Origin of the sequence: Neobacillus niacini (genome assembly GCF_048572935.1) — a bacterium.
GTDB lineage: Bacteria > Bacillota > Bacilli > Bacillales > Cytobacillaceae > Neobacillus > Neobacillus niacini.
In genome coordinates this window covers 4,010,502-4,033,616 of sequence record NZ_CP183883.1, presented here as the reverse complement: position 1 = coordinate 4,033,616, position 23,115 = coordinate 4,010,502, and the positions used below count along the sequence as shown (strand labels likewise).

22 protein-coding genes, 4 pseudogenes and 1 riboswitch are annotated in these 23,115 nt (G+C 35.9%); of the genes and pseudogenes, 23 read left to right on the top strand and 3 right to left on the bottom strand.

Going from position 1 to position 23,115, the window contains the following annotated elements; genetic code table 11:
- Positions 1-227 precede the first annotated feature (227 nt).
- From ACN6MT_RS19910 to ACN6MT_RS19870, 9 genes are all read left to right on the top strand, one after another.
- Positions 228-1,433 (top strand): FAD-dependent monooxygenase, encoded by a 1,206-nt coding sequence (locus ACN6MT_RS19910; RefSeq protein ID WP_419887685.1) that lies wholly within the window; start codon positions 228-230, stop codon positions 1,431-1,433.
- Between the two features lie 142 nt (positions 1,434-1,575).
- Positions 1,576-2,946: an MFS transporter gene (locus ACN6MT_RS19905; RefSeq protein ID WP_419887684.1), complete on the top strand. Its 1,371-nt coding sequence runs from the start codon at positions 1,576-1,578 to the stop codon at positions 2,944-2,946.
- A 48-nt stretch (positions 2,947-2,994) separates the two neighbouring features.
- Positions 2,995-3,981 carry a catechol 2,3-dioxygenase gene (locus ACN6MT_RS19900; protein ID WP_419887683.1) on the top strand — a complete coding sequence of 329 codons (987 nt, stop codon included), beginning with the start codon at positions 2,995-2,997 and terminating at the stop codon, positions 3,979-3,981.
- 116 nt (positions 3,982-4,097) lie between these two features.
- A complete protein-coding gene (locus ACN6MT_RS19895; RefSeq protein WP_419887682.1) occupies positions 4,098-4,877 on the top strand; it encodes a 2-keto-4-pentenoate hydratase in 780 nt (259 codons plus the stop codon).
- A gap of 51 nt (positions 4,878-4,928) precedes the next feature.
- The gene (locus ACN6MT_RS19890) at positions 4,929-5,717 is read left to right on the top strand and encodes a 2-keto-4-pentenoate hydratase (RefSeq protein ID WP_419887681.1); all 789 of its coding nucleotides are present in this window, start codon (positions 4,929-4,931) and stop codon (positions 5,715-5,717) included.
- A gap of 45 nt (positions 5,718-5,762) precedes the next feature.
- Positions 5,763-5,951, top strand: a complete 189-nt coding sequence (locus tag ACN6MT_RS19885; protein ID WP_063252719.1) for a 4-oxalocrotonate tautomerase — start codon at positions 5,763-5,765, stop codon at positions 5,949-5,951.
- Positions 5,952-6,116: 165 nt separating this feature from the next.
- Positions 6,117-6,443 carry a hydrolase gene (locus tag ACN6MT_RS19880; RefSeq protein ID WP_419887680.1) on the top strand — a complete coding sequence of 109 codons (327 nt, stop codon included), beginning with the start codon at positions 6,117-6,119 and terminating at the stop codon, positions 6,441-6,443.
- Between the two features lie 212 nt (positions 6,444-6,655).
- A complete protein-coding gene (locus ACN6MT_RS19875) occupies positions 6,656-7,720 on the top strand; it encodes an AraC family transcriptional regulator (RefSeq protein WP_419887679.1) in 1,065 nt (354 codons plus the stop codon).
- Between the two features lie 251 nt (positions 7,721-7,971).
- Positions 7,972-10,326: a glycoside hydrolase family 2 protein gene (locus tag ACN6MT_RS19870; protein WP_419887678.1), complete on the top strand. Its 2,355-nt coding sequence runs from the start codon at positions 7,972-7,974 to the stop codon at positions 10,324-10,326.
- A gap of 687 nt (positions 10,327-11,013) precedes the next feature.
- Here ACN6MT_RS19870 and ACN6MT_RS19865 read toward each other — a convergent pair.
- Positions 11,014-11,645: pseudogene (locus ACN6MT_RS19865) on the bottom strand (AraC family transcriptional regulator N-terminal domain-containing protein); the annotation flags it as partial.
- 3 nt (positions 11,646-11,648) lie between these two features.
- On the opposite strand from ACN6MT_RS19865, the pseudogene ACN6MT_RS19860 reads away from it, so the two are divergent.
- The 7 genes and pseudogenes from ACN6MT_RS19860 to ACN6MT_RS19830 all read left to right on the top strand — a co-directional run.
- Positions 11,649-11,807, top strand: a pseudogene (locus ACN6MT_RS19860) (aldo/keto reductase); the annotation flags it as partial.
- A 537-nt stretch (positions 11,808-12,344) separates the two neighbouring features.
- Positions 12,345-12,653, top strand: a pseudogene (locus ACN6MT_RS19855) (NUDIX hydrolase); the annotation flags it as partial.
- A 204-nt stretch (positions 12,654-12,857) separates the two neighbouring features.
- Complete coding sequence (locus ACN6MT_RS19850) at positions 12,858-13,244, top strand: GNAT family N-acetyltransferase (protein ID WP_419956491.1); 387 nt, start codon at positions 12,858-12,860, stop codon at positions 13,242-13,244.
- 91 nt (positions 13,245-13,335) lie between these two features.
- Positions 13,336-13,929, top strand: a complete 594-nt coding sequence (locus ACN6MT_RS19845; protein ID WP_419887677.1) for a kinase — start codon at positions 13,336-13,338, stop codon at positions 13,927-13,929.
- Positions 13,930-14,091: 162 nt separating this feature from the next.
- On the top strand, positions 14,092-14,898 hold the full coding sequence (locus ACN6MT_RS19840) for an aldo/keto reductase (RefSeq protein ID WP_419887676.1): 807 nt from the start codon (positions 14,092-14,094) through the stop codon (positions 14,896-14,898).
- A 188-nt stretch (positions 14,899-15,086) separates the two neighbouring features.
- Positions 15,087-16,028, top strand: a complete 942-nt coding sequence (locus ACN6MT_RS19835) for an SMI1/KNR4 family protein (RefSeq protein WP_419887675.1) — start codon at positions 15,087-15,089, stop codon at positions 16,026-16,028.
- A 105-nt stretch (positions 16,029-16,133) separates the two neighbouring features.
- Complete coding sequence (locus tag ACN6MT_RS19830) at positions 16,134-16,541, top strand: tetratricopeptide repeat protein (protein ID WP_419887674.1); 408 nt, start codon at positions 16,134-16,136, stop codon at positions 16,539-16,541.
- Positions 16,542-16,750: 209 nt separating this feature from the next.
- Here the strand turns inward: ACN6MT_RS19830 and ACN6MT_RS19825 are convergent, their stop codons facing one another.
- Positions 16,751-17,986, bottom strand: a complete 1,236-nt coding sequence (locus ACN6MT_RS19825) for an IS110 family transposase (protein ID WP_419887673.1) — start codon at positions 17,984-17,986, stop codon at positions 16,751-16,753.
- Positions 17,987-18,336: 350 nt separating this feature from the next.
- Between ACN6MT_RS19825 and ACN6MT_RS19820 the strand changes: the two genes are divergently transcribed.
- The 5 genes from ACN6MT_RS19820 (at position 18,337) to add (ending at position 21,786) form a co-directional block, all read left to right on the top strand.
- Positions 18,337-18,906, top strand: coding sequence for a histidine phosphatase family protein (locus tag ACN6MT_RS19820; protein WP_419887672.1), 570 nt, complete (start codon positions 18,337-18,339; stop codon positions 18,904-18,906).
- A 93-nt stretch (positions 18,907-18,999) separates the two neighbouring features.
- On the top strand, positions 19,000-19,248 hold the full coding sequence (locus tag ACN6MT_RS19815) for a hypothetical protein (protein ID WP_419887671.1): 249 nt from the start codon (positions 19,000-19,002) through the stop codon (positions 19,246-19,248).
- An 82-nt stretch (positions 19,249-19,330) separates the two neighbouring features.
- Positions 19,331-19,555, top strand: coding sequence for a phage holin family protein (locus tag ACN6MT_RS19810; RefSeq protein WP_419887670.1), 225 nt, complete (start codon positions 19,331-19,333; stop codon positions 19,553-19,555).
- A 55-nt stretch (positions 19,556-19,610) separates the two neighbouring features.
- On the top strand, positions 19,611-20,381 hold the full coding sequence (locus ACN6MT_RS19805) for an SDR family oxidoreductase (protein ID WP_419956490.1): 771 nt from the start codon (positions 19,611-19,613) through the stop codon (positions 20,379-20,381).
- A gap of 249 nt (positions 20,382-20,630) precedes the next feature.
- A riboswitch (purine riboswitch) is annotated at positions 20,631-20,729 on the top strand.
- A 64-nt stretch (positions 20,730-20,793) separates the two neighbouring features.
- Positions 20,794-21,786, top strand: a complete 993-nt coding sequence (add, locus tag ACN6MT_RS19800; protein WP_419887669.1) for an adenosine deaminase — start codon at positions 20,794-20,796, stop codon at positions 21,784-21,786.
- Between the two features lie 116 nt (positions 21,787-21,902).
- Here the strand turns inward: add and ACN6MT_RS19795 are convergent.
- Positions 21,903-22,040 (bottom strand): annotated as a pseudogene (locus ACN6MT_RS19795) (tyrosine-type recombinase/integrase); the annotation flags it as partial.
- 1 nt (position 22,041) lies between these two features.
- Between ACN6MT_RS19795 and ACN6MT_RS19790 the strand changes: the two are divergent.
- Together ACN6MT_RS19790 and ACN6MT_RS19785 are read left to right on the top strand one after the other, a co-directional pair.
- The gene (locus ACN6MT_RS19790; RefSeq protein WP_419887668.1) at positions 22,042-22,182 is read left to right on the top strand and encodes a hypothetical protein; all 141 of its coding nucleotides are present in this window, start codon (positions 22,042-22,044) and stop codon (positions 22,180-22,182) included.
- Between the two features lie 489 nt (positions 22,183-22,671).
- On the top strand, positions 22,672-22,902 hold the full coding sequence (locus tag ACN6MT_RS19785) for a hypothetical protein (protein ID WP_419887667.1): 231 nt from the start codon (positions 22,672-22,674) through the stop codon (positions 22,900-22,902).
- Positions 22,903-23,115: the final 213 nt, after the last annotated feature.

Sequence of the window (23,115 nt, the reverse complement as noted above, 5' to 3'; positions counted from 1 at the left end):
ATAATATAATCACATTGTAAACGTTTGTTGAACAGAGTAAACCATTGTTTAACAAAAAACACAAGAATAGAATTTAAATGTAGTTTCAAATGAACAAAAGGTGGTTTCACAAATAAATATTTGAGGGGGATAGAAGAGACGGATAACACCATTTTGAAATGATTAAGTAATAGAAAATGCCCTCATTTTGTTATAACGAAATTAAATATAGAAAGGAAGTACGCTTTATGGTAGGAATCAATAAACGTCATCAAGTTGTGATTGTAGGAGCTGGACTAGGAGGTTTGACAGCTGCTGCATTTTTGCAGAAGTTTGGGATTGATGTACATGTATACGAGAGAGCTGCAGAATTGAAAGAAATTGGAGCAGGTATTAACCTAGATTCTAATGCGATCAGAGTACTGTTACGATTAGGGATTACGGAAGAAGAGCTTATGGAGGTAGCCGTTCCGCTTAAAGAAGTATGGGAGTTTCGAAATGGCATTGATGGCCGAGTCCTGTACAGCGAACCGTTTAAGAAGGATTTTGGAGCTCCACATGTAGTCATCCATCGTGGAGAACTGCACAGTCTGATAAAAAGCAAAGTATCCGAAGACGCTATCACGGTTAATCATGGCTGCGCAAACGTAGAACAAGATGATGACGGTGTGGTAATCACTTTTGAAAACGGTGTCAAAGTGGAAGCTGATGTATTAATTGGAGCGGATGGTGGACGCTCAGTTGTTAGAAATGCTGTGGTTGATACTCCTCCAAAGATGCGTTTCTGGGCGGCTATGTATAGAAGTCTAGTTCCAATTGATCAAGTTCCTGCTTCTGAGCGTGTTCCCAATCGGACCGCATGGTTAGGATCAAGGCATTTCTTTATGCGTTATCCAGTATCTGGAGGGAAATTGCTGAATATCGTGGGTGCTGTTCCCCGCAGACAATGGGAGCACGCTGGGCCAATTGATGCTACCGTAGAAGATTTTCTTTCTGAATTTGCTGGCTGGGAAGAAAATATTCAAGCCATGATTGGAGCAGCTCAAGAAACAAAACTCTGGCCATTATACGATATGGATCCACTTGAGCGCTGGAGCAAAAATAGAGTTACCTTATTAGGTGATGCAGCGCATCTGCTATTACCATTCTTAGGGCAAGGAGCAGCACAGGCCATTGAAGATGCAGAAGTACTGGCAGGTAATTTGAAAAACTTAAATAAGGGAACGGATTTATCCGAAATCTTTGCCCGCTATGAAGGGTTGCGCAAACCAAGAGCATCAACGGTTCAGTTTATGGCCAGAACCATTTGGCAATTTATTGATCCGCCATACATTAGCACAGAGGTTTCAAGTATTCCAGGTGACGATATTTTTAACCAGTATAAGAGTCTATTTAATATGCATGAATGGTTGAATGGATATGATCTTCAAAAAGATGTAGTTAATAGTCTTTGAATATCATAGAAACTCCAATGAGGGATATTGGGTGACTTTTCATTCAAGCGAAGGAAACTCTGGTATTTCTTAACAGGAAGAGGGAACGGCAGGAATTCCTACAGTGTAAGGAGAAAGGTATCTAAAATAAGGGGGATTCATTATGGAGGCTAGTATGGAAAATACAAAAAAACCGTCGCTTAATTCCGGAACAAAACTTGTTGTTTTATTATCCTGGTTATTTATGATTTTTGAAGGGTACGACCTGTTGGTTTATGGGACCATCGTTCCTTCATTACTACAATATCAACAATGGGATATCACACCTACCCAAGCAGGACGATATGGCAGTTATGTAGTAATAGGTATGTTAGTTGGAGCGATCGTGGCCGGGATGCTTGCGGACAGATTTGGTCGTAAAAAGGTTTTGATCATTGGTGCAACCATATGCGCGGTCTTCATGATGGGTTCCGCTCTAGCACCGACCCCAGAAATTTTCGGACTAAGCCGTTTACTGACAGGCATCGGATTAGGAACAGTAATGCCTGTCGTAACGATATTAACCCTTGAATATGCTCCAGCGAAAAGACGCGCTTTTACTACGATTATCATGTATAGCGGGTACCAATTAGGTGGAGTCCTAGCAGCCCTTTTAGGCATGTCATTAATTCCTACTATGGGGTGGCGTGCAATGTTTTGGGTAGGGGCTATTCCATTGTTACTCGTTGTTCCACTAGCGATTCGTTTTCTACCTGAATCTATAGCGTTCCTACTAGCAAAAGGCAAGAAAAAAGAGGCAGTTAGGATTGCGGAGCGATTTGAAATTCCGATGGAAGAAGTAGAAAAGGAACAAAAGGAAGAAAATAGCATGAAAAATGGAAAGGAAATGAATTCTATTGGTTCATTGCTAGCAAAAGGACAACGTAGATCTACTCTATTATTCTGGCTTGCTTCATTTTGTGGACTCTTTCTCGTTTTCGGCTTGGGAACATGGCTGCCTACCATTATGATGGAAAGTGGATATTCAATCGGTTCTGCTTTATCGTTCTTACTGGTCCTTAATGTTGGAACGGTTATTGGTAGTTTTCTGGGAGCTACACTATCTGATCGGTTGGGTCATAAAATTTCGTGTACACTTTCCTTTGTAGTTGCTTTTACAGCATTCCTATTATTAAGCTTTAATCCTTCTTCTACGCTAGTAACCTATTTACTTATTGCTGCAGCAGGAATGGGCTCCATTGGGACACAATATTTAATCAATGCTTATGTTGGCGTTTACTATCCTGCTACTGTTCGGACGACTGCCCTCGGTTGGTCCCTGGGTATCGGAAGATTCGGTGGGATTGTCGGTCCGATTGCAGTGGGGCTGTTAGTTTCTATGTCTTTAGGGACATTCTGGCACTTTGGATTGTTTGCGCTTACAGGATTAATTGGCGCGATCTTAATCTTATCGATTTCCGGTTCGACGGCAAAGGGAAAATCAGTTGATAGCTTAAGCTTAGCCAATAAAGATATACCAACGACAACAAATTAATAGATTCAGATCAATCCAAAAGACTAATGTTTGAATGGAGGATAAAAAATGGAAAGCGAATTATTGAAATTTGATGTGGCAGAGTTAACTCATATGGAAATCTACACACCGAATCCGGATGGAACGGTATGGTTTTTTAAAGAAATCCTAGGAATGACAGAAACAGCAAGAGTGGGGCAATCCGTATATCTCCGTGCTTATGAAGATTCCTACCAGCATTCTCTTAAAATAACCGAGAGAAATGAACCTGGTTTAGGGCATATGAGTTTTCGAGCAAGTTCCAAAAACGCATTGGACAGACGTGTACGTGCTCTTGAAAAATCAGGCGCGGGTATAGGATGGATTGATGGTGATTTTGGTCATGGTCCAGCGTATCAATTTGTAACACCAGATAACCATAGGATGGAAATTCTTTGGGAGATAGAAGAATATCGAGCTCCCGAAAGTGAAAGAACAGTGTTAAAAAATCGACCACAAAAACGCCCAACCAAAGGGTATCCCGTTCGTCGTTTAGATCATGCCATGTTGATGTCCAAGGATGTAGCCGGTAACAAAAACTTATTTATGAACGAACTTGGCTTTAAGTTAAGTGAGCACATTTTGAAAGACGATGGAACGGATCTCGGGATTTGGCTAAGGGTGACGAATACCGTTAATGAGCTGGTGTTTACGGAAGATGATGGTACGGATGAAAAAGGACTAGGAAGACTACATCATTTCGCCTTCTTATATGGAAACACACAAAACTTATATGAGGTAGCAGAAATATTAACAGAACACGGTTTAGAAATTGAAGCGGGTCCATTTAAACATGGAATTAGCCAAACAACGAGTCTCTATGTTTATGAACCAGGCGGGAACCGAGTGGAGCTTTATGGTGACCCAGGATACCTAATCTTTAATCCTAATTGGAAGCCAGTGACGTGGTCGAAAGAAGAAGTAGAGAAAGCCATCATGTTCTTTGGCTCACCTTTACCAGAATCATTCTTTAAAAAGGGCACTCCAGCAGTTAAATCTTCTTTATTTTCAAAATAAAAAGTTTTAGACTTTACTAATAGGATCCATTCCATAAAAATGGGGTGGGTCCTTACACTGTTTCTATCAAGATTTGTAATGGAGAAGGAATTATTGAATAGAAAGGAAGGTTTCAAGTGTCTAATAAAATTCAACATTTTGCCGCTAAATTGACGCAAGCTGAGGCTACCCGTGTTGGCATAGATCCGATCACTTCCACCGACCCAGACATCACGGTTAATGAAGCTTATCACATTCAATTGGAAAATATTAAAAAGAGGGTAAAGGAAGGAAGAAAAATTGTCGGTAAAAAGATCGGTTTAACCTCTGTGGCTGTGCAAAAACTGTTAGGTGTTAATGAGCCGGACTATGGACACCTATTAGACACGATGGTGATTGAAAATGGAGGTAACATCTCATGCGAAACGATGATTCAGCCAAAAGTAGAAGGTGAAATTGCCTTTATTTTGAAACATGATTTAAAAGGTCCGAATGTAACCGTTCTTGATGTACTGCAAGCTACCGATTATGTGGTTCCAGCTTTGGAAATTGTAGATAGCCGAATACAGGATTGGAAAATAAAGCTGCAAGACACCGTTGCAGATAATGCTTCATCTGGATTTTATGTATTAGGGGGCAAGCCTACGAAAATTACCGATATTAATCTTGAATTAATGGGCATGGCTCTGTATCAAAATGGTGAAGTTGTCAACACCGGTGTCGGAGCGGCCGCACTCGGAAATCCAGCTACATGTGTGGCATGGTTAGCAAACCGATTATCAGATTATGATATCCCTCTTAAAGCAGGTGAAGTCATCCTTTCCGGTGCACTTTCAGGGATGGTAGTGGCAAAACCAGGGGATACGTTTACCGCAAGATTTGCCCATTTAGGGCAAGTGAGCGTAAACTTTAAATAATGACGAACCATTTGACTGAGCAAGACTGGTATTTCTAAGGAGGAAAAAGTGATGGCTGTTGAAGTTTTTAAAGATATTGCGGATTACCTGGTGGCAGCAGAAGTTGAAAAACGTGAAGTGGTAAAGGTAACAAAGACAATGAAACCTGATTTAACGGTTGAAGAAGCTTATCAGGTACAGGAATTGATTGTTCAAAGAAAAATAAACGAAGGGCACAGAATAATTGGACCTAAAATGGGTTTAACAAGCAAGGCAAAATGGGATCAAATGGGCGTATCGGAGCCCATTTACGGTTATGTATTTGATTATATGCTGGTTAATGATGGAGGTGTATTACCTTTCTCAGATTTAATCCATCCTAAAGTAGAGGCAGAAATTGCCTTTCTTATTGGGGAAGATATTGAGGGACCAGGAATTACAGGCGCCCAGGTGCTGGCCAAAACACAGTATGTATTACCTGCTCTTGAGATCATTGACAGTCGTTATGAAAACTTTAACTTTACATTACCGGATGTGGTTGCAGATAATGCCTCTACATCTAGAGTCGTTTTTGGGAATGCACTTAGAAAACCAAGTGAGTTTGACCTAGAATTAATAGGGGCAACTCTATCCATTAATGGTCAAATCAAAGAACTAGGGGCTGGAGCAGCTGTTTTAGGCCATCCTGCCAACGCCATTGCTGTGCTAGCAAATATGCTTTCGAGAAAAGGAGAAAAAATAAAAAAAGGGGACATTATTTTGTCCGGTGCCTTAACAAGTGCTGTAATGTTGAATATCGGAGATTTTGTTTCCGGCAAATTTGATGGTTTAGGTGAAGTTACTTTCTCAGTTGGAGAATAAAAACGTTAAACTAGTGTGAAATCAATTTTAGAAAGGGGAATACCGTTGCCGATTATCCAAGTTAATCTAATCGAAGGCAGACCGCCTGAAAAAATCAAAGCGCTTATCGAAAATATCACAGACACCGTTGTGGAGACCTTAGATGCCCCACGAGAAAGTGTCCGAGTATTAGTAACTGAACTCCCAAAAACCAATTGGGGAATCGCAGGAGTACCAGCGTCTGAAAGAAAGTAGAGAAAAACAGCTAGATTAAGTTGAAAAAATATGGATTAACCGACATCTGATTAGGAGATGTCGGTTTTTTCATATTATTTTTACCATGGAGGTAACTTGAAGTATGAAAATGGTTTAAAACATTAAAAGTTGTGGTAAACATCCATAAAGATGGGAGATGATCGAATGGATGAACAAACACAAAGTTACTATATCAATATTCAATCTTATGAAATTTTCAAAGGACCTTACGAGGGAGAGTGGGATTTTAAAATTGAAGCGACAGATTCTCAAGTAAGTGTCCTTGAACGACTTTTTAATCGAATGGATGAAACGGATTGGGAAAGTTATTTTCGTTCACATATTCCTTATCTTGAATATCATCATCAGCCTCAAAATAAGGAATATGACCAGCGGATACTTTGGGTCTATTCGATGCTATATGAATTAGGTGATGAAAAAACCCGAGAACATATTAGGGAAATGGGAATTCTAAATGTAGATAGCCATTAGTGGGTTTTGATGACATGTGGCCTTAAAAAAGGAAAGTAGGGTAAAAGATAGTTTAACAGAATGCATAGAAAGCCCATCCGACTAGGATGGGACTTTTCTGTTTACTTTATAAAAAGTAAAAATGTTACGACTATTTATTTTATTATACACATGGTAGAATGTAAAAAAAATAAAACCACTTTTATTCCCGTGTCAGATTGGAGTGCATGTGTATGAGACTCAAAGGTTATAAGAATTTGTTGGATATAATTGATAAAAGAACGGGCATAGAAGAATATTTAATGCAAAATCCAGAAAAGGTTCTGAAAAATCCTAAACAACAACCTTACTTTCTTGGAAATAAGTTAGACAATAACAACAGGAAAATTATTATGGATAAAGATGAAGAAGGTATTATAACATCGTATCCTAATAATGAACTAAAAACCAATAAGTTTGCAATAAGTAGAAAAACAAAATACATACCTATTTTAAAACATAAACATGAGTATATCGAAATCGTATATGTTTTAGAAGGCAGTTTTATTCAAGAAATAAACGGAAGACAGATTGAGATGAATAAAGGGGATCTATGTATTTTAGACAAAAATGTCGTACATAGTTCATTACCTTTAAGTGATTCTGACAAGGTTGTCAATATTATCTTAACACCGGAATTTTTTGATGGTATTTTTATGCATTTATTGTCCGATGATAACTATATTTCCAATTTTATTATCAATAGTCTTTACTCTAAGAGCAAGGCACAAAATTTTTTTATACACCATGTTGAAGACGATTCTGTGTTAAAGATGATTTTAGAGAACCTTCTACTAGAATATTATTCAATAGAAATTAAATCTTCAGCGGCTATTAACGGCTATCTCTTAATTCTTTTTACAGAGCTTTCAAGAGAAATTACTAGTAATACTGGAGAACTTATCAAGCATGAACAACATAAGATAAAGGAAAAAATTTCAACTTACATAAGAAATAGATATAAAGATATCACTCTTACAGAAATGGCAGATCATTTTCATTTTCATCCAAGTTATCTAAGTAGTCTTGTAAAAAGAGAATTTGGCAAAAATTTTAAGGATTTACTGACGGATGTTCGAATGTCAGAAGCCAGCAATTTACTTAAAAATACAGATATGACAATTGAAAATATCGTGTTTGAAGTAGGTTATACAAACTATAGTCACTTTTATAAAGTTTTTAAGAAAACCTACAGTATGACTCCAAATCAATACAAAACAAGTATAATAAATAATAGAAATTTAAAAGCAAAATACTGACTTTGTCTTGTTTTAACAGCGCTAAAAGATATTACGAAAATCGCATACAAGGAAAGAATATTAATCTCATAGTAAAGAAACTCCCGCCGAATGGTGGGAGTTTTTTGCATCTTTGTGCACAAATAAAATGTTCAGTTATTAAAAAAATCTACACCTTAATAAAACATATAGGTGCCTAAATAATTAACATTACTAACTATTAAGAAAATTTGTAAAATTGGTATAAGTAAGGACTTTACTAACAGGAGGAGATGATTCAATTAAAAGTACAAAATGTTTCACAAAGAAAAATAGAAAGGGAGAGAGAGATGTTGTTATTCAAAATTAATTTTAAAAAGTCGGCACTATTTATGCTGACAATCTTACTGGTATTTACGCTTGTTATACCAGGTGTAAGCGCTGAGCAAGCGGAAAAAAGCAATCTAAAAAGCACAGTAGTTAATTCAGGTAGAATGGTTGAAAACATTGATAATGATTGGACATTCTATAAGGGTGCTCAAGGCGTAGAGGAAAATTTCAGTGCTATTAATTTTAATGATAGCAGTTGGCAAAAGATAAGACTTCCTCATACTTGGAATGCAGAGGATGGTAGTGGAATCGCGAAAAATTACGAAGGAGATGGATGGTACAGAAAGAAACTAGATATTCCTGAAACCTACAAGGGCAAAAAAATATTCTTACAATTTGAAGCTGCAAACAAAGAAGCAGAGGTATTTGTAAATGGTAAGTCTGTACATACCAACATAGGTGGCTATCTTGCATTTACGGTTGATATTACAGACTATGTAAGCTATGGACAAAAAAATATTATAGCTGTGAGAGTAAACAATGAAGTAAAAGATTCAGCACCACTTCAAGGAGACTTCACCTTTTTTGGTGGTATTTACAGAAGTGTAAATCTCTTAGTTACGGATAAAAGCCATATTGATGTAGAAGATTATGGCTCAAGCGGTGTATATGTAACCACTCCAAATGATAAATCAATCGAGGAAAATGCTGAAGTAACACTTACAGTACCAGTTAAAGTGGACAGGCATGACATTGAGAGTAAATCTAACTCTATAGAAGTTAGAGCTGAAATTAAAGATGCAGAAGGTAAAGTTAGATCAAGAACAGAATTAAAGGTGGATGGGAAAAAGTTAAAATCTGCAGATGTTTCAGGAGATAGCGTTGATTTTACAGGTACAATGAAAGTAAATAATCCACACCTTTGGAATGGAACAAAGGACCCTTATCAATATACAGTTGAAGTTAAGGTAACAAGAAAAGGTGAGTTAATTGACCAGGTAAATGAAAAAGTAGGGTTCCGTTATTTCTCCGTTGATCCTGATAAAGGATTCATCCTAAATGGAAAAAGTTACCCGCTCCATGGTGTTAACATCCACCAAGACAGAAAAGGTTACGGTAATGCAGTACCAAATGAAGTTAGAGCTGAGGATTTTGAACTTATCGAGGAAATTGGTGTTAACACTCTGAGAGTAGCTCACTATCCGCACTCACAGTATGTTTACAATAAGGCTGATGAAATGGGGTTAGTGGTTTGGGCTGAAATGCCATTGGTAAACACAATGTCACTAACAGCAGAATTCTCAAACAATGCCGAAAAGCAATTAACTGAGATGATTAAACAAAACTATAACCATCCATCCATTGTAACATGGGGCCTTCAAAACGAATTTGGAGGAAACGGCTTCTATACTAGCAGGAACGCTAGTGAAAGTCTTGAAGAGCAGTATGCTGCGGCAACCCAATTGATTGAGCGTTTGGCAAAGAAGGCAGAAGAATTAGATCCTAACAGACCGACTACTCACGCTATTCAGGGGAATAATTCCCGTGATCCTGAAGGTTATAAGGAAGTTTTGGATAGACATTTGGCTTGGAATGAAGGTGGAAGTATAGATGTTGCCTCTTTTAATACCTATTTTGGTTGGTATTATAATAAAGCTGGGGATTTAGCAGACTATCTTGACACATTACATGAAAAGCATCCAAATGTTCCACTAGGTATTTCCGAGTATGGTGGAGGTGCAAACCCTTATCAACATGATTTAATTGATGAAGAGTTTATCAATAACTGGAACAGTGCAGCTTCTCGTGGTCCATGGCAGCCAGAAGAGTTCCAAAATTATCTTCATGAAAGTGCATGGAGTATCATAAGTGAACGTCCTTGGTTATGGGCAACTCATGTCTGGAATATGTTTGATTTTGGCGTTGCCGGTAAAAATGAGGCAACAACTCCAGGGATTAATACCAAGGGTCTAGTGTCACACGATCGTCAGCTTAAGAAGGATGCATTCTATTTCTATAAAGCCCAATGGAATAAAGAAGACAAATTTGTCTATATCACAAGCAGAAGATATTCTGAAAGGGAAGAAAGTATCACATCTGTAAAGGTTTATTCAAACTTGGAAGAAGTGACTTTAACTGTAAACGGCGAGGATTACGGTAAGGGAAGAATGCAACAGCCAGGTGTATTTGTTTGGGATGGTGTAAAACTAAATGAAACTGGCAATGTAGTAGTTGCGTCAGCTAAGAAAGCAGATGGAACGAATGTAGCAGATACTGTTACTACTTGGAAGGTTGTTAAATATTCTTCTAGGAATTGAGAGTTACCATTTTAAAAGAGCTGGTATGATAAATTTATCATGCCAGCTTTTACTTTAATTAGGCATAAAAAGAGCTGTTATTTGTTTAAGTCGTTTATTTGTCCTTTCTTATTTCTAACAAATGATGCCGCAATTGCTAAAATCCCGAACCCTATTATCTTAATAGTTATATTGCCTAAATAGCTTATATCCTCAATTGTTGTTGCAGTTAGGATAGAACCGATAAGAATAAATGGAATTGCAATTAGCAACCTCAATTTTTCAATCCACCCCTCTAAAAATAGGTTTATGATTAAACCAGCTTACGTTTTGTATGTTTTAGCTTATGACAGTGTTATTAATTTGGAATATTTTGTTAACCTAAGTTTATCATAGAACGTGTCAGTGGAGAACTTTGAATGTTTAATATCTTTTCCGTAATATCAAATTGTTTATATTTGCACGAACTCTAAGGTGCTTTTAGTTTGATGAAAAAAAACATATTAGAAACTGGTGTGGTGTTACTGTACAAGCAAAAAATGCTGCCGGTCATACTTTTTTACTGCATCCTAGATTTTTATGCTTGTGTTGAACTTACGGGATGGTTAGTTTAAGTATAATCTTTCACAAGGTATAGAAAAAAAGCCGACCTCACATATGGAAGTCGGTATTTTTCTCTACATATTAAACTTTAATCAAGACTTTCAGTTAAGCGTTAATCCTGTGGTCATAGTTCTCCCTAAGACGCTTCCTATCTTCAATTGGAGGAAAACCAAACATTCGTGAATATTCACGGCTGAATTGCGATGGGCTTCCATAGCCTACACGATATGCCACGGCGATAGCATCCGTTGACTCAGACAATAACAGACGACGAGCCTCCTGTAGTTTTAATTTTTTTGAAACTGGATAGGGCTCATTGCAGTAACTTCTTTAAAATGCTTATGCAAAGAGGAAACACTCATATTTGCCTTTTCTGCAAGCTCTTCAACCTTAAAAGGTTTTTCATAGTTAGTCATGATTCGTTGGATGGCATTTTTAATGTGATAGGCACTGTTTCCTTTAATTCCAATCTTCTTCAGCGTATCACCATGTTCCCCCTTCAGAACTCTATAAATCACTTCTTTTGTGAACAGCGGAGCAAGTGTAGGAATATCTTCTGGGGTATCTAAAAGTCGAACTAACCTCACTACTGCATCCAACAAAGATGGATTTAGTTTGCTAACAAACATGCCTCGCCCTGAATTTCTTTCTGAAGCAGATGAAAAGTTGACATCGCCTAGAACTTCCAGAATTTTATTTGTAGTAAGTTCTAGTATAAATCCTAGATAAGGATTCTCAGGCAATTGGATTATTTGGACTTGTATTTAATTCACAAGCCGTTTGGTGATGTACACGGTTCTTGGCGTGCGATGGAAGAATTGTACCGTGAAGGTAAAATCAAGGCTATCGGTGTGAGTAACTTCCACCCAGACCGCTTGATTGATGTTGCTGTGGCTAATTTAGTTTATACTTACACACCAGTAAATACACCATTTGAAATAGCAGATAATTTTTGTCAGGGTTTAGAGAGTAACTACAGTCTTAACTACAGTCTTGCCACTATAAATCAATTGGAACAACTCGCTCACATGCTTATGTCTGTGGATGAGAACAGTAATCTTTATAAGTGTCCAACATTAGTATGGAGTAAAGAAGCGAATGGAACCCCGGTTATCGTCCGAATTCAGCCGTGTAGTGGTGATAAGATTGAGATTATTAGGGATTTTATCAAAGATATATGTATGGTTCATGTAATTTGTGTTATTCAACCAGGATAGTTTCAAAAGGGTCAATATCGTTTGTGATAATAAGTAAAAATTTATTGTTGGGTCCCGAATGGGGTTATTCAGGAATCTATGAAATATCAAGAATGATCGCAGCTACGGTCTTTTTTTTATATTGAACAACGGTTCAGTTTGTTGAAGAAGGAAAATGGTTAATCGGAAGCGAAAAGGTAGTTGAGAATAAACAACATATATAAATATAGAGGAGAAAAAATGACTGCAAACCAGATTTTTTTAGTTGTCAGTGTTTCAATAATGAAAGATGAAGAAGTCTTAATGATTAAAGAAAACAAATCGGATGTAAGAAATAAATGGAATTTTCCAGGTGGGCAAGTTGAGACGGGAGAAGACATCCTTTATGCAGCGAGAAGGGAAGTGAAAGAGGAGACAGGACTAGATGTTGAACTAACTAATACAACTGGTATTTATAACTTTATAAGCAGTTCTCAAGACCAAGTTATTATGTTTCATTTTATAGGGCAGGTCACTGGGGGTTCCATAAATCTTGTAGAAGAAGAAATCATAGATAGTACCTGGGTGAAGGTGAGTGATTTAGTAAAGTCTAACGATGATACACTTCGCAATCCAACCGTTATAAAACAAATAGCATATTCTCTTGTTAATAAAAGTTACCATCCTATTAATGTATTTCATAAACAAGTAGTGAACAAACAAAAATTCATAATCACTCCGTATATTCCAAAGTACGCTGAACAAACAGTGGAAATGTGGCGGGATAGTAAGGAACGGGCTATTGGACAGAAGGAAAATCATAGTTTTGAAAGCCATGTTCATTTTTTAAATCATATATTACCCAAACAGTATCAAATAGATTTAGCATTAATGGATGACAAAGTAGTGGGAATAGTTGCCTATAATGAAAAAGAGATAAGCCAACTTTATATTCATACTGGATATCAGGGAATGGGTATAGGACAAACATTCCTGCAAAAGGTAAAAGAACAATCAAGTGGGATATTAACATTATATACATTTGAAGTAAATGAAAACGCACAACGATTTTATGAAAAGAATGGATTTACGATCATTGGTAGAGGAGACGGAAACGAAGAAAATTTACCTGATATTCGCTATGAGTGGACATTAAAATAAATCATGCAAGCAGAGAAATAATGGTCAGGTTAGTGCAATGAAAATGGGTATTGAAGTAATAGTATTAATTTTAATATAGGGTGTGAAGTCTTTGGAAGGTAAAATACTAACTATATTCAATGAACTTCCGAAAATAGAAAAAGGTCAAAAAATTGTTCTTGGAATAGACGGGTTAAGTCGTTCTGGAAAAACAACATTGGCAAAAAAAATTGAACATCATCTTCAAGAAAAAAACATTTCAGTTTGTATATTTCATATAGACGACTACATTGTTGAGAGAAAAAGGCGGTACAATACTAATTATGAAGAGTGGTATGAGTATTACCATTTGCAATGGGATGCGGAATTGTTAAAACACAATCTATTCAAAGAACTGAAGGTATCTAAGGAACTACACTTGCAGAATTATGATGATAACTCTGATACACAAAAATTACAGGTGGTTACGATACCTGATACTTGTTTCATTATAATTGAAGGAGTGTTTCTGCAACGTAGAGAGTGGAGAAGATTTTACGATTATATGATTTACTTGGATTGTCCGAAAATTAAAAGATTTAAACGTGAAAGCGATGAAACACAAAAAAACATTGAAAAATTTGAAAAGAGATACTGGAGAGCAGAAGATTATTATATGGAAACAGTATCGCCAAAGGAACAAGCCGATTTAGTCATTCAAAATTAAATTAAAATCAAATTTTGCGAAATCTAACACTTAAACAAACGGGTGAGTTGACCTAAATAGGATTAATGTATCCTTTAAAATACTTTTTTGAAAATTCTATAATTTGTTATGATGTACTTTGGAAGTAAAGTAATAGAGTATACAGAGGGAGTGCTAAAGAATATGGAATACATAACACTTAATAATGGGTTAAAAATGCCAATTGTAGGTACAGGTACAAATACTTATGGAAAAGAAAATAACGAGTATAACGGGGTGTTAACAATTGAAATTCCTGAACTCGTATCAGCACTTGGATTGGGTTACCGTTCAATAGACGCAGCCATCATGTATCGAAACGAAGAACTTGTCGGAAGAGTTTTAGCAGAAAGCACAGTGCCTCGAGAAGAGTTATTCATTACGACAAAAGTCCCAGCTAGCGAAGAATATATTTCTTCAAAGGAAGCTACTCGAGCAGCTATCGATAACAGTCTAAAAAACTTCCAAACAGACTATCTCGACCTGCTTCTTATTCACTTCCCTATCGAAGACAAAGTACAACTTAAAAACACTTGGGAAGTCTTTGAAGAATATTACGAAGCGGGCAAACTAAAAGCAATCGGCGTTTCAAACTTTGGAAAAAATCATCTAGATGAATTGAAAGAATTCGCTAAAGTGAAGCCAGCTGTTAACCAAATACAAATTAACTTAAAAGAACCTAACAAAGATCTCCTTGCTGTATTAAAAGACGAGGGCATTACACCTGTTGCATGGGGACCTATGAAAACCGAAGCACATCAAATAGCAGTTTTGGATGAAATCGGTAAAGCCTATAACAAAAATGGTGCACAAGTCTTATTAAAATACCAAATCCAACGCGGTGTGATCGTTATTCCTAAATCTCACAACCGTGAAAATCAAGCATCTAATATAGATCTTTTCGATTTTGTATTATCTGCAGAAGATATAGAAAAAATTGAAAACTTATAATTAGTTAGTCCTTCATCCTAGTGATATGAATAATATTGCTAGGATTTTGATTTTTTCAAAACAATGAGATTGGAGTAGTACCGTTTTTTATTGAACAAAGAGGGTTTTTAATAATTAATATCGAAAACACTCATAGTTAATTTGAGTCTAGTATGACAAAGTAATCCGCAAGTTTCATGGAGGAAGAGATGAAGAAAGTAATAAACATGATTAATCCAAGTTCGAAAGTGGCTGGCGTGTCGTTGGTTGAATTGAAAAAAACAGAAAAAGCACTTGGTGCTGTTTTTCCATATGAATACAAGGAACTTTTCTTAGAAACGAATGGAGCAAAATTTGGTGATTGGACTTTGTTCCCTATTCAAACTCAAGGGCAATCAGAATTAACAATGGATATAGTAAAACAAAACCGAGATAACAAACCAAAAAATGTACCTAATGATATGATTTGTATTGGTGAAAATATCAAGGGTGATAAACTTTGTTATCGAATTAGGAAAAGATTTATGCAGGAACTAATTTATACTTGGAATGACAAAACTGGGTTAGGCAAATATGCGTCATTATCATTAAGTGATTTTATTGATCGGCATGTGCCGAAAGTGAATACTAATAAGCCTAAAACAGTAGGTACCTTTACAGTGGAAAGTGGAAAATTAATTGTTACTGACCCTTGTTATGAGGTAGATGAAGAAGGAGAACTGCAAATCATACTTTCAAATGTAAAAAATGGGAAATGGAAAGCAACCATTTCTTACACAGATGAAGAAGTAGTTGAAAGTTTAATCGTATATTATGGAGCAAAAAAACCTAGTGGAAAATGGCGTGTATGCGAAAAGTTGATTGGAGTTGACTCCGCACAAGCTGGAATTTTTGATCTTAAAACCTTTGGTAGAGACGATGCCATCCAATTTGAAGTGAAAAATGTCCATAACATTGAGATTGATGAAGCAGGATTAAAATATTTTGTTGCATGTTCTGATCTGGTTGCTTCAGATGCACAGGGGGGAGTTGTCCAAGGTGGTGCGGTTTCAATGTCTGGTTATGGAGACGGATTGTACGAAGTAAAAGTAAAATATAACATTTTAAAAGAGGTTGTTGGAGTGATGATTGGCTTTGGTGAGGAGGAATAATGCTATTTACCAACGGGCAGTGAAATATATTTGTGTTTCTTCAACTAACGGGTAGCTTTTGCTTGCTGAATGTCGGATGTAGGAACCATAAAAAGAGGTGTCTTTATGGGAATTATTTCATTATTTAGACTTAAAAAGTATGATGATTATGTTTATAGAGCAGTCATTTATGAAGATTTATTTTTAAGAAAAAAAGCAATACAAACAATGGAATCCGCCGTAAAAAACCAACGTTTCAACATAAAGGAAATTGCAAGTGGTTATTTTTATTTAGGGGAACTTTATTCTAAAATGAGGGATTACGGTAAAGCCTCACATTGTTATCAACAAGGACTTGAATTATCGAAGGACGAGAAATTTTTTTATAGCAGTAATTTAAAAAAGGCTATTGAAACGTTTGTTAAAAATAAGGATATAGAGATTGCGAATTTCTGGTTAAATAATCTTCTTCAACGACAAAGTTATGATAAGAAATTTAAGAAATTAGCTATTTTTGAAAATCAAATTAGATGAAGACCTTATTGAACTAACAGGTGCAAGAGTTAAAGATGAAGATCGCTGCGGCGAGCTTTTTGCTTGTTGAACTAAACCAGCTAATAGTTTGTCAATATTTTTCAATGAAAAATTAAATTTTCTCATGCTATACTAAAAATGTGCATGCCAAATAACCTTCCGTTATTCTGATTTTGGAAGGTTTTGTTTTATTTAGTTAGATTTAGGTTCTAAGCTATATCTTGGAAAGTCGTTTTGTTTTTTAAAAGGGCAAATATCCAATGTAAGAGCTTATTTACACAAGCAATGACCGCTACCTTAAAAGGTTTTCCTTCTTCACGTTTCTTATCATAGAACCCTCGTAATTTCTTATTACGAGGAATGATTTTATCGCTTGTTTTGCTCTTGCGACAGTCACGTATAGCACAACGAACAGCCATATATAGGGCGTGACGAAGTCTGCTGGACCCTCTTTTTGTGATTCGATTCTTGGTGGCTGTAAACTTACCAGATTCAAATACACTAGGGTCAACTCCAGCGAAAGCTACCAGCTTTTTAGGATCAGTAAATCGATCTATCTCCCCAATTTCTGAAATGATCGTTGCAGCGATCTTCTCTCCGATACCAGGGATAGATTTGATAATATTATATTCTTCAACTTCTTTTGCGAGGGCATCTATCTCTGACTCTAACCTGGATAGGTGCTCTTTATATTGAAGAATGATATTAATATACATACCAAGACTCAAAATATGACTCTGATACAAAGTCTTTTCAAACGGATTTCGGTTTGCGGCAGCTTTGAGTTGAATAGCTTTTTCATTGGCCCATCTGTATGAACGACTTTTACATAATTGAGCGATTTTGTCAGCGATGGTTTCTACACTTGCCTCTAATATATCTTCAGATGAGTGAAACTCTGAAAGAGTTAAGAGTGATACTACTGAATATAAGTCCCCAAAAACTCCTCTATATTCAGGAAAGACCTGGTCCAGAATCGCTTGAAATTGTAGCTTTGTTTGAATCAATACTCCAGTTATATTTTCGTGCTGTCTTGTAAGATTCCGAAGGTTTAATAGCTGTACACCACGCTTCTTATACGGCTCTAAATCCTCCTTATAAAACAGCTCACAGAGATGGTAAGCATCTATCGCATCTGTCTTTACTTTCCGAAGACTTGAACTTTTAGCCTTATAAGAAATCAATGGATTAATAATAATCATTAAATATCCACGGTCCTCTAAGTATTGAACAACAGAGGAATGATAATGTCCTGTTGCCTCTAAAACAACAGGTGGTTTCTTACCTGTTTCTCTCTTAACTTCCTCAAGAAAACCTACAAGTAAACTTAGACCTTCTATAGTATGAGAAACTTTAAAACTCTTACGATATGGTTTGCCTTTATCTAAAAATCCTTGAACCTGACTTTCCCCTTTTGAAATATCCAGACCAATGACTGGATTCATTTATAAATCCTCCTCCTAAACTAGTAATTTGCCAGTACCCCTAAATCCTCCATGCAGTGTCACAGCTTCGCTTGTTATACGAGATCTAAGTCCCAACCAGCCTCAATCATGTTTCTACAAGTAGGGGGCGAACCGTTTAGCTGACGGGGTCGAAGCCCCACGTGCAGTTACGTTCTACCCTGGCTACTGTTATAATAAGACCAAATAAAAAATGGTCAACCAGAAATATTTAGCATTCTGGCTAACCTTATAATACGAACGGGCAGGTTAGTTGAAGAAGGATTTCTAAATTCTCTTATAGATTAACTGTTGATGGTAGTAAGTAACGTGTAAATGCTAGGAGAAGAATTATGGAAATATCATTGATTAGACATGGAAAATCACTACTAACTGAAAATGATAAAATAACTTGTTTCGAATTTAATAAGTGGGTTGAAAAGTATGATTACAACGGAGTGTTTGAAGAGTCAGCATATCCCACAGCAACCCTTGAAAAAGTTGCAACTGCAAATATTGTTATTACGAGTGATTTAAAAAGGGCTGTTGAGTCAGCAAGATTATTAAAACCAATAACGAAAATCCTTTCTGACCCTTTATTCCGAGAAACTGAGTTACCTTCTAATTCATCGCAATTATTTAACATAAAGTTAAAGCCAAGTATCTGGGCGGTTGTATTAAGAATTCTATGGTTCAGTGGCTATTCATACGAGTGCGAGTCTTTGATTAAAGCAAAATTCAGGGCAAATAAGGCATCACAACAGCTAATTGACTACGCTAATGAATATAAATCGGTGGTATTAGTTGGACACGGTTTTTTTAATATGTTAATTGCTAAAGAGTTACAAAAAAAGGGCTGGAAAGGTATAAGAAAAAGGGATGCAAAGCATTGGAATTGTATGACGTTTTCCTTGTTAAACTAACGGGTGCTTTCACCGCTCTTTTATTTTGAATTGCTTGACATTTCTTTCTTAACAGCTTTTGATAAAATTATCAAAGGTCGAGGAGGAATAAGAATGTATGAGAAACATCACCATACTGTTAGCATAATTGATTTTAAAAGTTCTAATTTTAAAACTGTTTTCGTAAAAGTTAATGGTTTTGACGCTGTATTAGGAAAGGAATTCGAAGGAGAAGTGAAATTTGTAGATGATATGCCATTCGGAGATTTAATACATCCGCAAAAATCACCTTTGTCTTCCACATGCAGGCATACTGTTCGAAGTTATTTGATTAATAAGTATAATGATGGTGAATTTATTTGATAAACAGATTTAAAGAGTCCTTTCCAGGGCTCTTTTTATTTTTATTAGGAGGTAAAGTGATGAAACACAATTCAGATACACTATGGAACACAGCGACAGGAGGTGCTTTTATAAGTGTTTCCTATTTATTTGGCATCTGGTGATTGTATTAGGGATTATAATGGCTACTGATTATCTAACAGGCTTAATTGTAGCGTACTTCTTCAAAAAAAATGTGGAATCCAAAAAAGCCTTTAAAGGTCCGAAGATCAGGCTGCCAAAATTTCTTTGGCTTTTCCTTATTCAGCTATTGAAGCAGGTTAGTTGAATTAAAAACCCAAATTCTGAATATGACAGTAAAGAGGAAATTCGTTAGAATGGGAGTGTTTACTTTGAGAATATTGGTTACTGGTTCAACAGGACAACTAGGTTCGACTTTACTTAAGCAACTAAAAGGTTCTGATTATAAAGTTAAAATAACTTCTAGAAGAAAACCTGAAGGAATAGGACATTTCGAGTGGATTTATAGCGATTTATCGTCTGGTGAAGGAGTAGAAGAAGCAATAAAAGATGTAGATGTAATAATTCACGCAGCAACAAGTCCGATTAAAAATTCAAAAATGGTCGAGGTCTTAGGTTTTAAGGAGTTTTTAGGTAAAATGAACCACATAAAACATCTTATTTATCCGTCAATTGTTGGGATAGATGAAATACCATTTAACTATTATAAGCAAAAATATGAAGCAGAAGAATTGTTAAAAAATTGTTCTATCCCTCATACGATTGTACGTGCCACTCAATTCCACAACTTTGTCGAAAATTTATTTATATCAAAACCACTCTTTAAAAGATATATTGTCCCTGGAAACTTTAAATTTCAAAGTGTTGATGTTGGTGAATTTGCCAGTTATCTAATAGGTTTAGTGGAAAAAGATCCACAAGGAAGAGCGGAGGATTTTGGTGGACCAGATATTATGACATTAAAAGAAATGGCTGAACTGAAAATCAAAAAAAATAATGAATCAAATAAAGTTTTAAGTTTTTCTTTTCCAGGAGAACTGTACAAATCTATCTCCGAAGGTAAAAATACAAATTCTTTGCGAAAAATGGGGAAAATCACCTTCGGGGAATATCTAAGTAATAAGCTTGAATGAAATATTGTAAGCTCAGATCTCCTAAATAACATTGTGAAGAGATGTACTTTAACTAACGGGATGCAAGAGTTTGAGATCAGAGCTGTCATTGAGGCAGCTTTTCTTATTGAAATAACAGTGTAGGTTTGTTGAAGAAGGCAAGTAATAATTTTTATTGTAGAATATGCTTTTACAAAAAAACAAAATGATTTATCGGTATGAGGCACCATGTTGACAATCTAAACTTTTTTTATTATCCTTTAAAAAACGTTAATGAATTCAATAAAATTTCGTATAACTCCAATAATATGGTTTGGAGGTCTCTACCAGGAACCGAAATTCCTGATTACGAAGAAAGTACAAGATTTGTATTTTCTTCGTAGTCAGGAATTTTTTTTTTCTATATTTTAATTATTATTTCAGGAGGTCAAAAATGAACTTTTTAGCATTGCCAAAAATTGAACTTCACTGTCATCTGGATGGAAGCCTTAGGGTTGAAACGATTATCGATATTGCCCAGAAGGAAGGCATTCAGTTACCCTCTTTTGATAAGGATGAACTGCAAAAGGAACTGATTGCCCCGTTAGAATGTGAATCCCTTAATGAGTATTTAGAAAGATTTTCTCTTCCTAATTTGGTCATGCAGTCCAAGGAGAACTTAAGAAGAATTACTTTTGAGCTATTTGAGGATGCAGCAAGGGAAAATGTGAAATATATGGAAGTCAGATTTGCCCCGTTACTTCACACATTAAAAGGGCTTGGTGTTGAAGAAGTTATTCAATCTGTTATAGAGGGGATGAGGGAAGCTGAAAGCTGTTACGAAATAAAAGGAAATATAATCTTGTCTTGCATGAGGACAATGTCTGTGGAAAGTGCATTTGAGGTGGTTGAAAAGGGGAAAGAGTTCCTAGGAAAAGGGGTAGTGGCAATTGACCTATGTGCATCAGAAGAAAAGGGGTTTTGTGAAAGATTCGTAGATCCAATTCTCTTAGCCAAAGAATATGGCTATAGAGTCACTATTCATGCCGGTGAAACGGGAATTGGTGAAAACGTCCTTGAAGCTGTTGAACTGTTAGGTGCCGAGAGAGTCGGACATGGAGTATTTATTAAAGATTGTCCTGAGGCTTATAAGATCGTGAAAGAAAGACAGGTAGTGCTTGAAATGTGTCCAACAAGTAATGTCCAAACGAAAGCTGTTCATCATTATTCTGAACATCCGATTTATAAGTTTCATAAAGATGGAGTAAAAGTGACAATTAATACGGATAACAGAACAGTATCTAATACTACAATGACAAAAGAAATCCATCTAGTTAACAAAGAATTTAATTTAAGCGAAGAAGATTACCGGCAAATTTATTTAAATAGTGTAGAAACATCTTTTGCCGACCAAGAAACTAAAGAATGGTGCTTGGCAAAATATTAAAAGAAAATTAGACTTAGTTTAGTGACAAAAACAGTCCCCGAACTCGAACAAATCTTTTAACTACCATAAAAATAAACTTTTGTAATGTTATCAGATTGTGAAGAAATGTACTTAAACTAGGGTTCAATAGTGGAAAGGCAGCGGAGAGCATAAATCCTAGTTGTTTCGCTTTTTTCGTGTCCTAGTAAACTTTGAATTACATCAATTGGAGCTCCATTGTTCAATAGGTGTTTGGCATAGCTGTGGCGAAGTTGGATGTTCACTCAAGTTGGATACACATCTGTTGAAGAAGCCGTTAAGGAATTTGAAAATCACTTCAAAGAAGATGTGAAATTGCCAAAAACAAAACCTCCTATTATTTTCACCCATCAATTCGGAAGATATTATGAAGATTAGGAATTTGACACCAATGATTTACTATCAATCTATTTTTTAAATGAAAAGTCACGAGAAAATAATTATAAAGTTGATATTCGACCTTTAAATAAGAAAATAAATTTTAAAGATAGAGGCACTCACAGAGTCTATACACTTGAAAATGGTCAAAAAGTAGTTTATATAGGCAACGATCCAGTTATGAATTTTCTTGTTTTTGAAAAAGATAATTGGCAATATATGCTTGGAATTGACAAAAAGATATTGGACAAAGTTACACCTGAGGCATTAGTTGATATTGCTAATTCAATATAATAAAGAATACAAGTAATGACCATTTGGTGGGTTGTGGCATTACTTCAGCAATGAGGCAATGACATTTTCTTATTAATCTAACGATTTGTGAGACTATGAAGAATTCTACTTAAACAAACGTTGCAGGTTAATGGAACTAGGGATTTATTTCCACTTACCAAAATAGCTGTATAATTAAGGGCAAGAGGGCATAAGATGAGAGAATTATTAGGCTATTTTCTAATTGCACAGGTAATTATTACTGATGTTATTGTATATTCAATTCAACAACTTTCAGCTTCAATTAGCCAATCCTCTGCATATATTGCCACCAAAACTGGACTTCTGTCTTGGAGTGACGAAGTACCTTCTTTGGTTTTAGTTTCACTGGTTGTTGTGGCTGTTTTGGGTTTATTCTTAGTAGTAATAAAGAAAACTGATAGATAAATCTGATGTAAGGACTGTATTAATCTGAAAGAGTAATACACTTTTTTCTTATTGAAGTAACGATGCAGTGTAGTTGAAAGAGGTTTTAGAAAATAAGGCGTTGAATATTTAGGGAAAGTTCCTGTTTCTACAATGGGGGTTATATTATATAGGAAAATATAATATTCCTAAAACGAGGCACGTATGCCCAAAATGCGGTAAGAAGAATGCCTA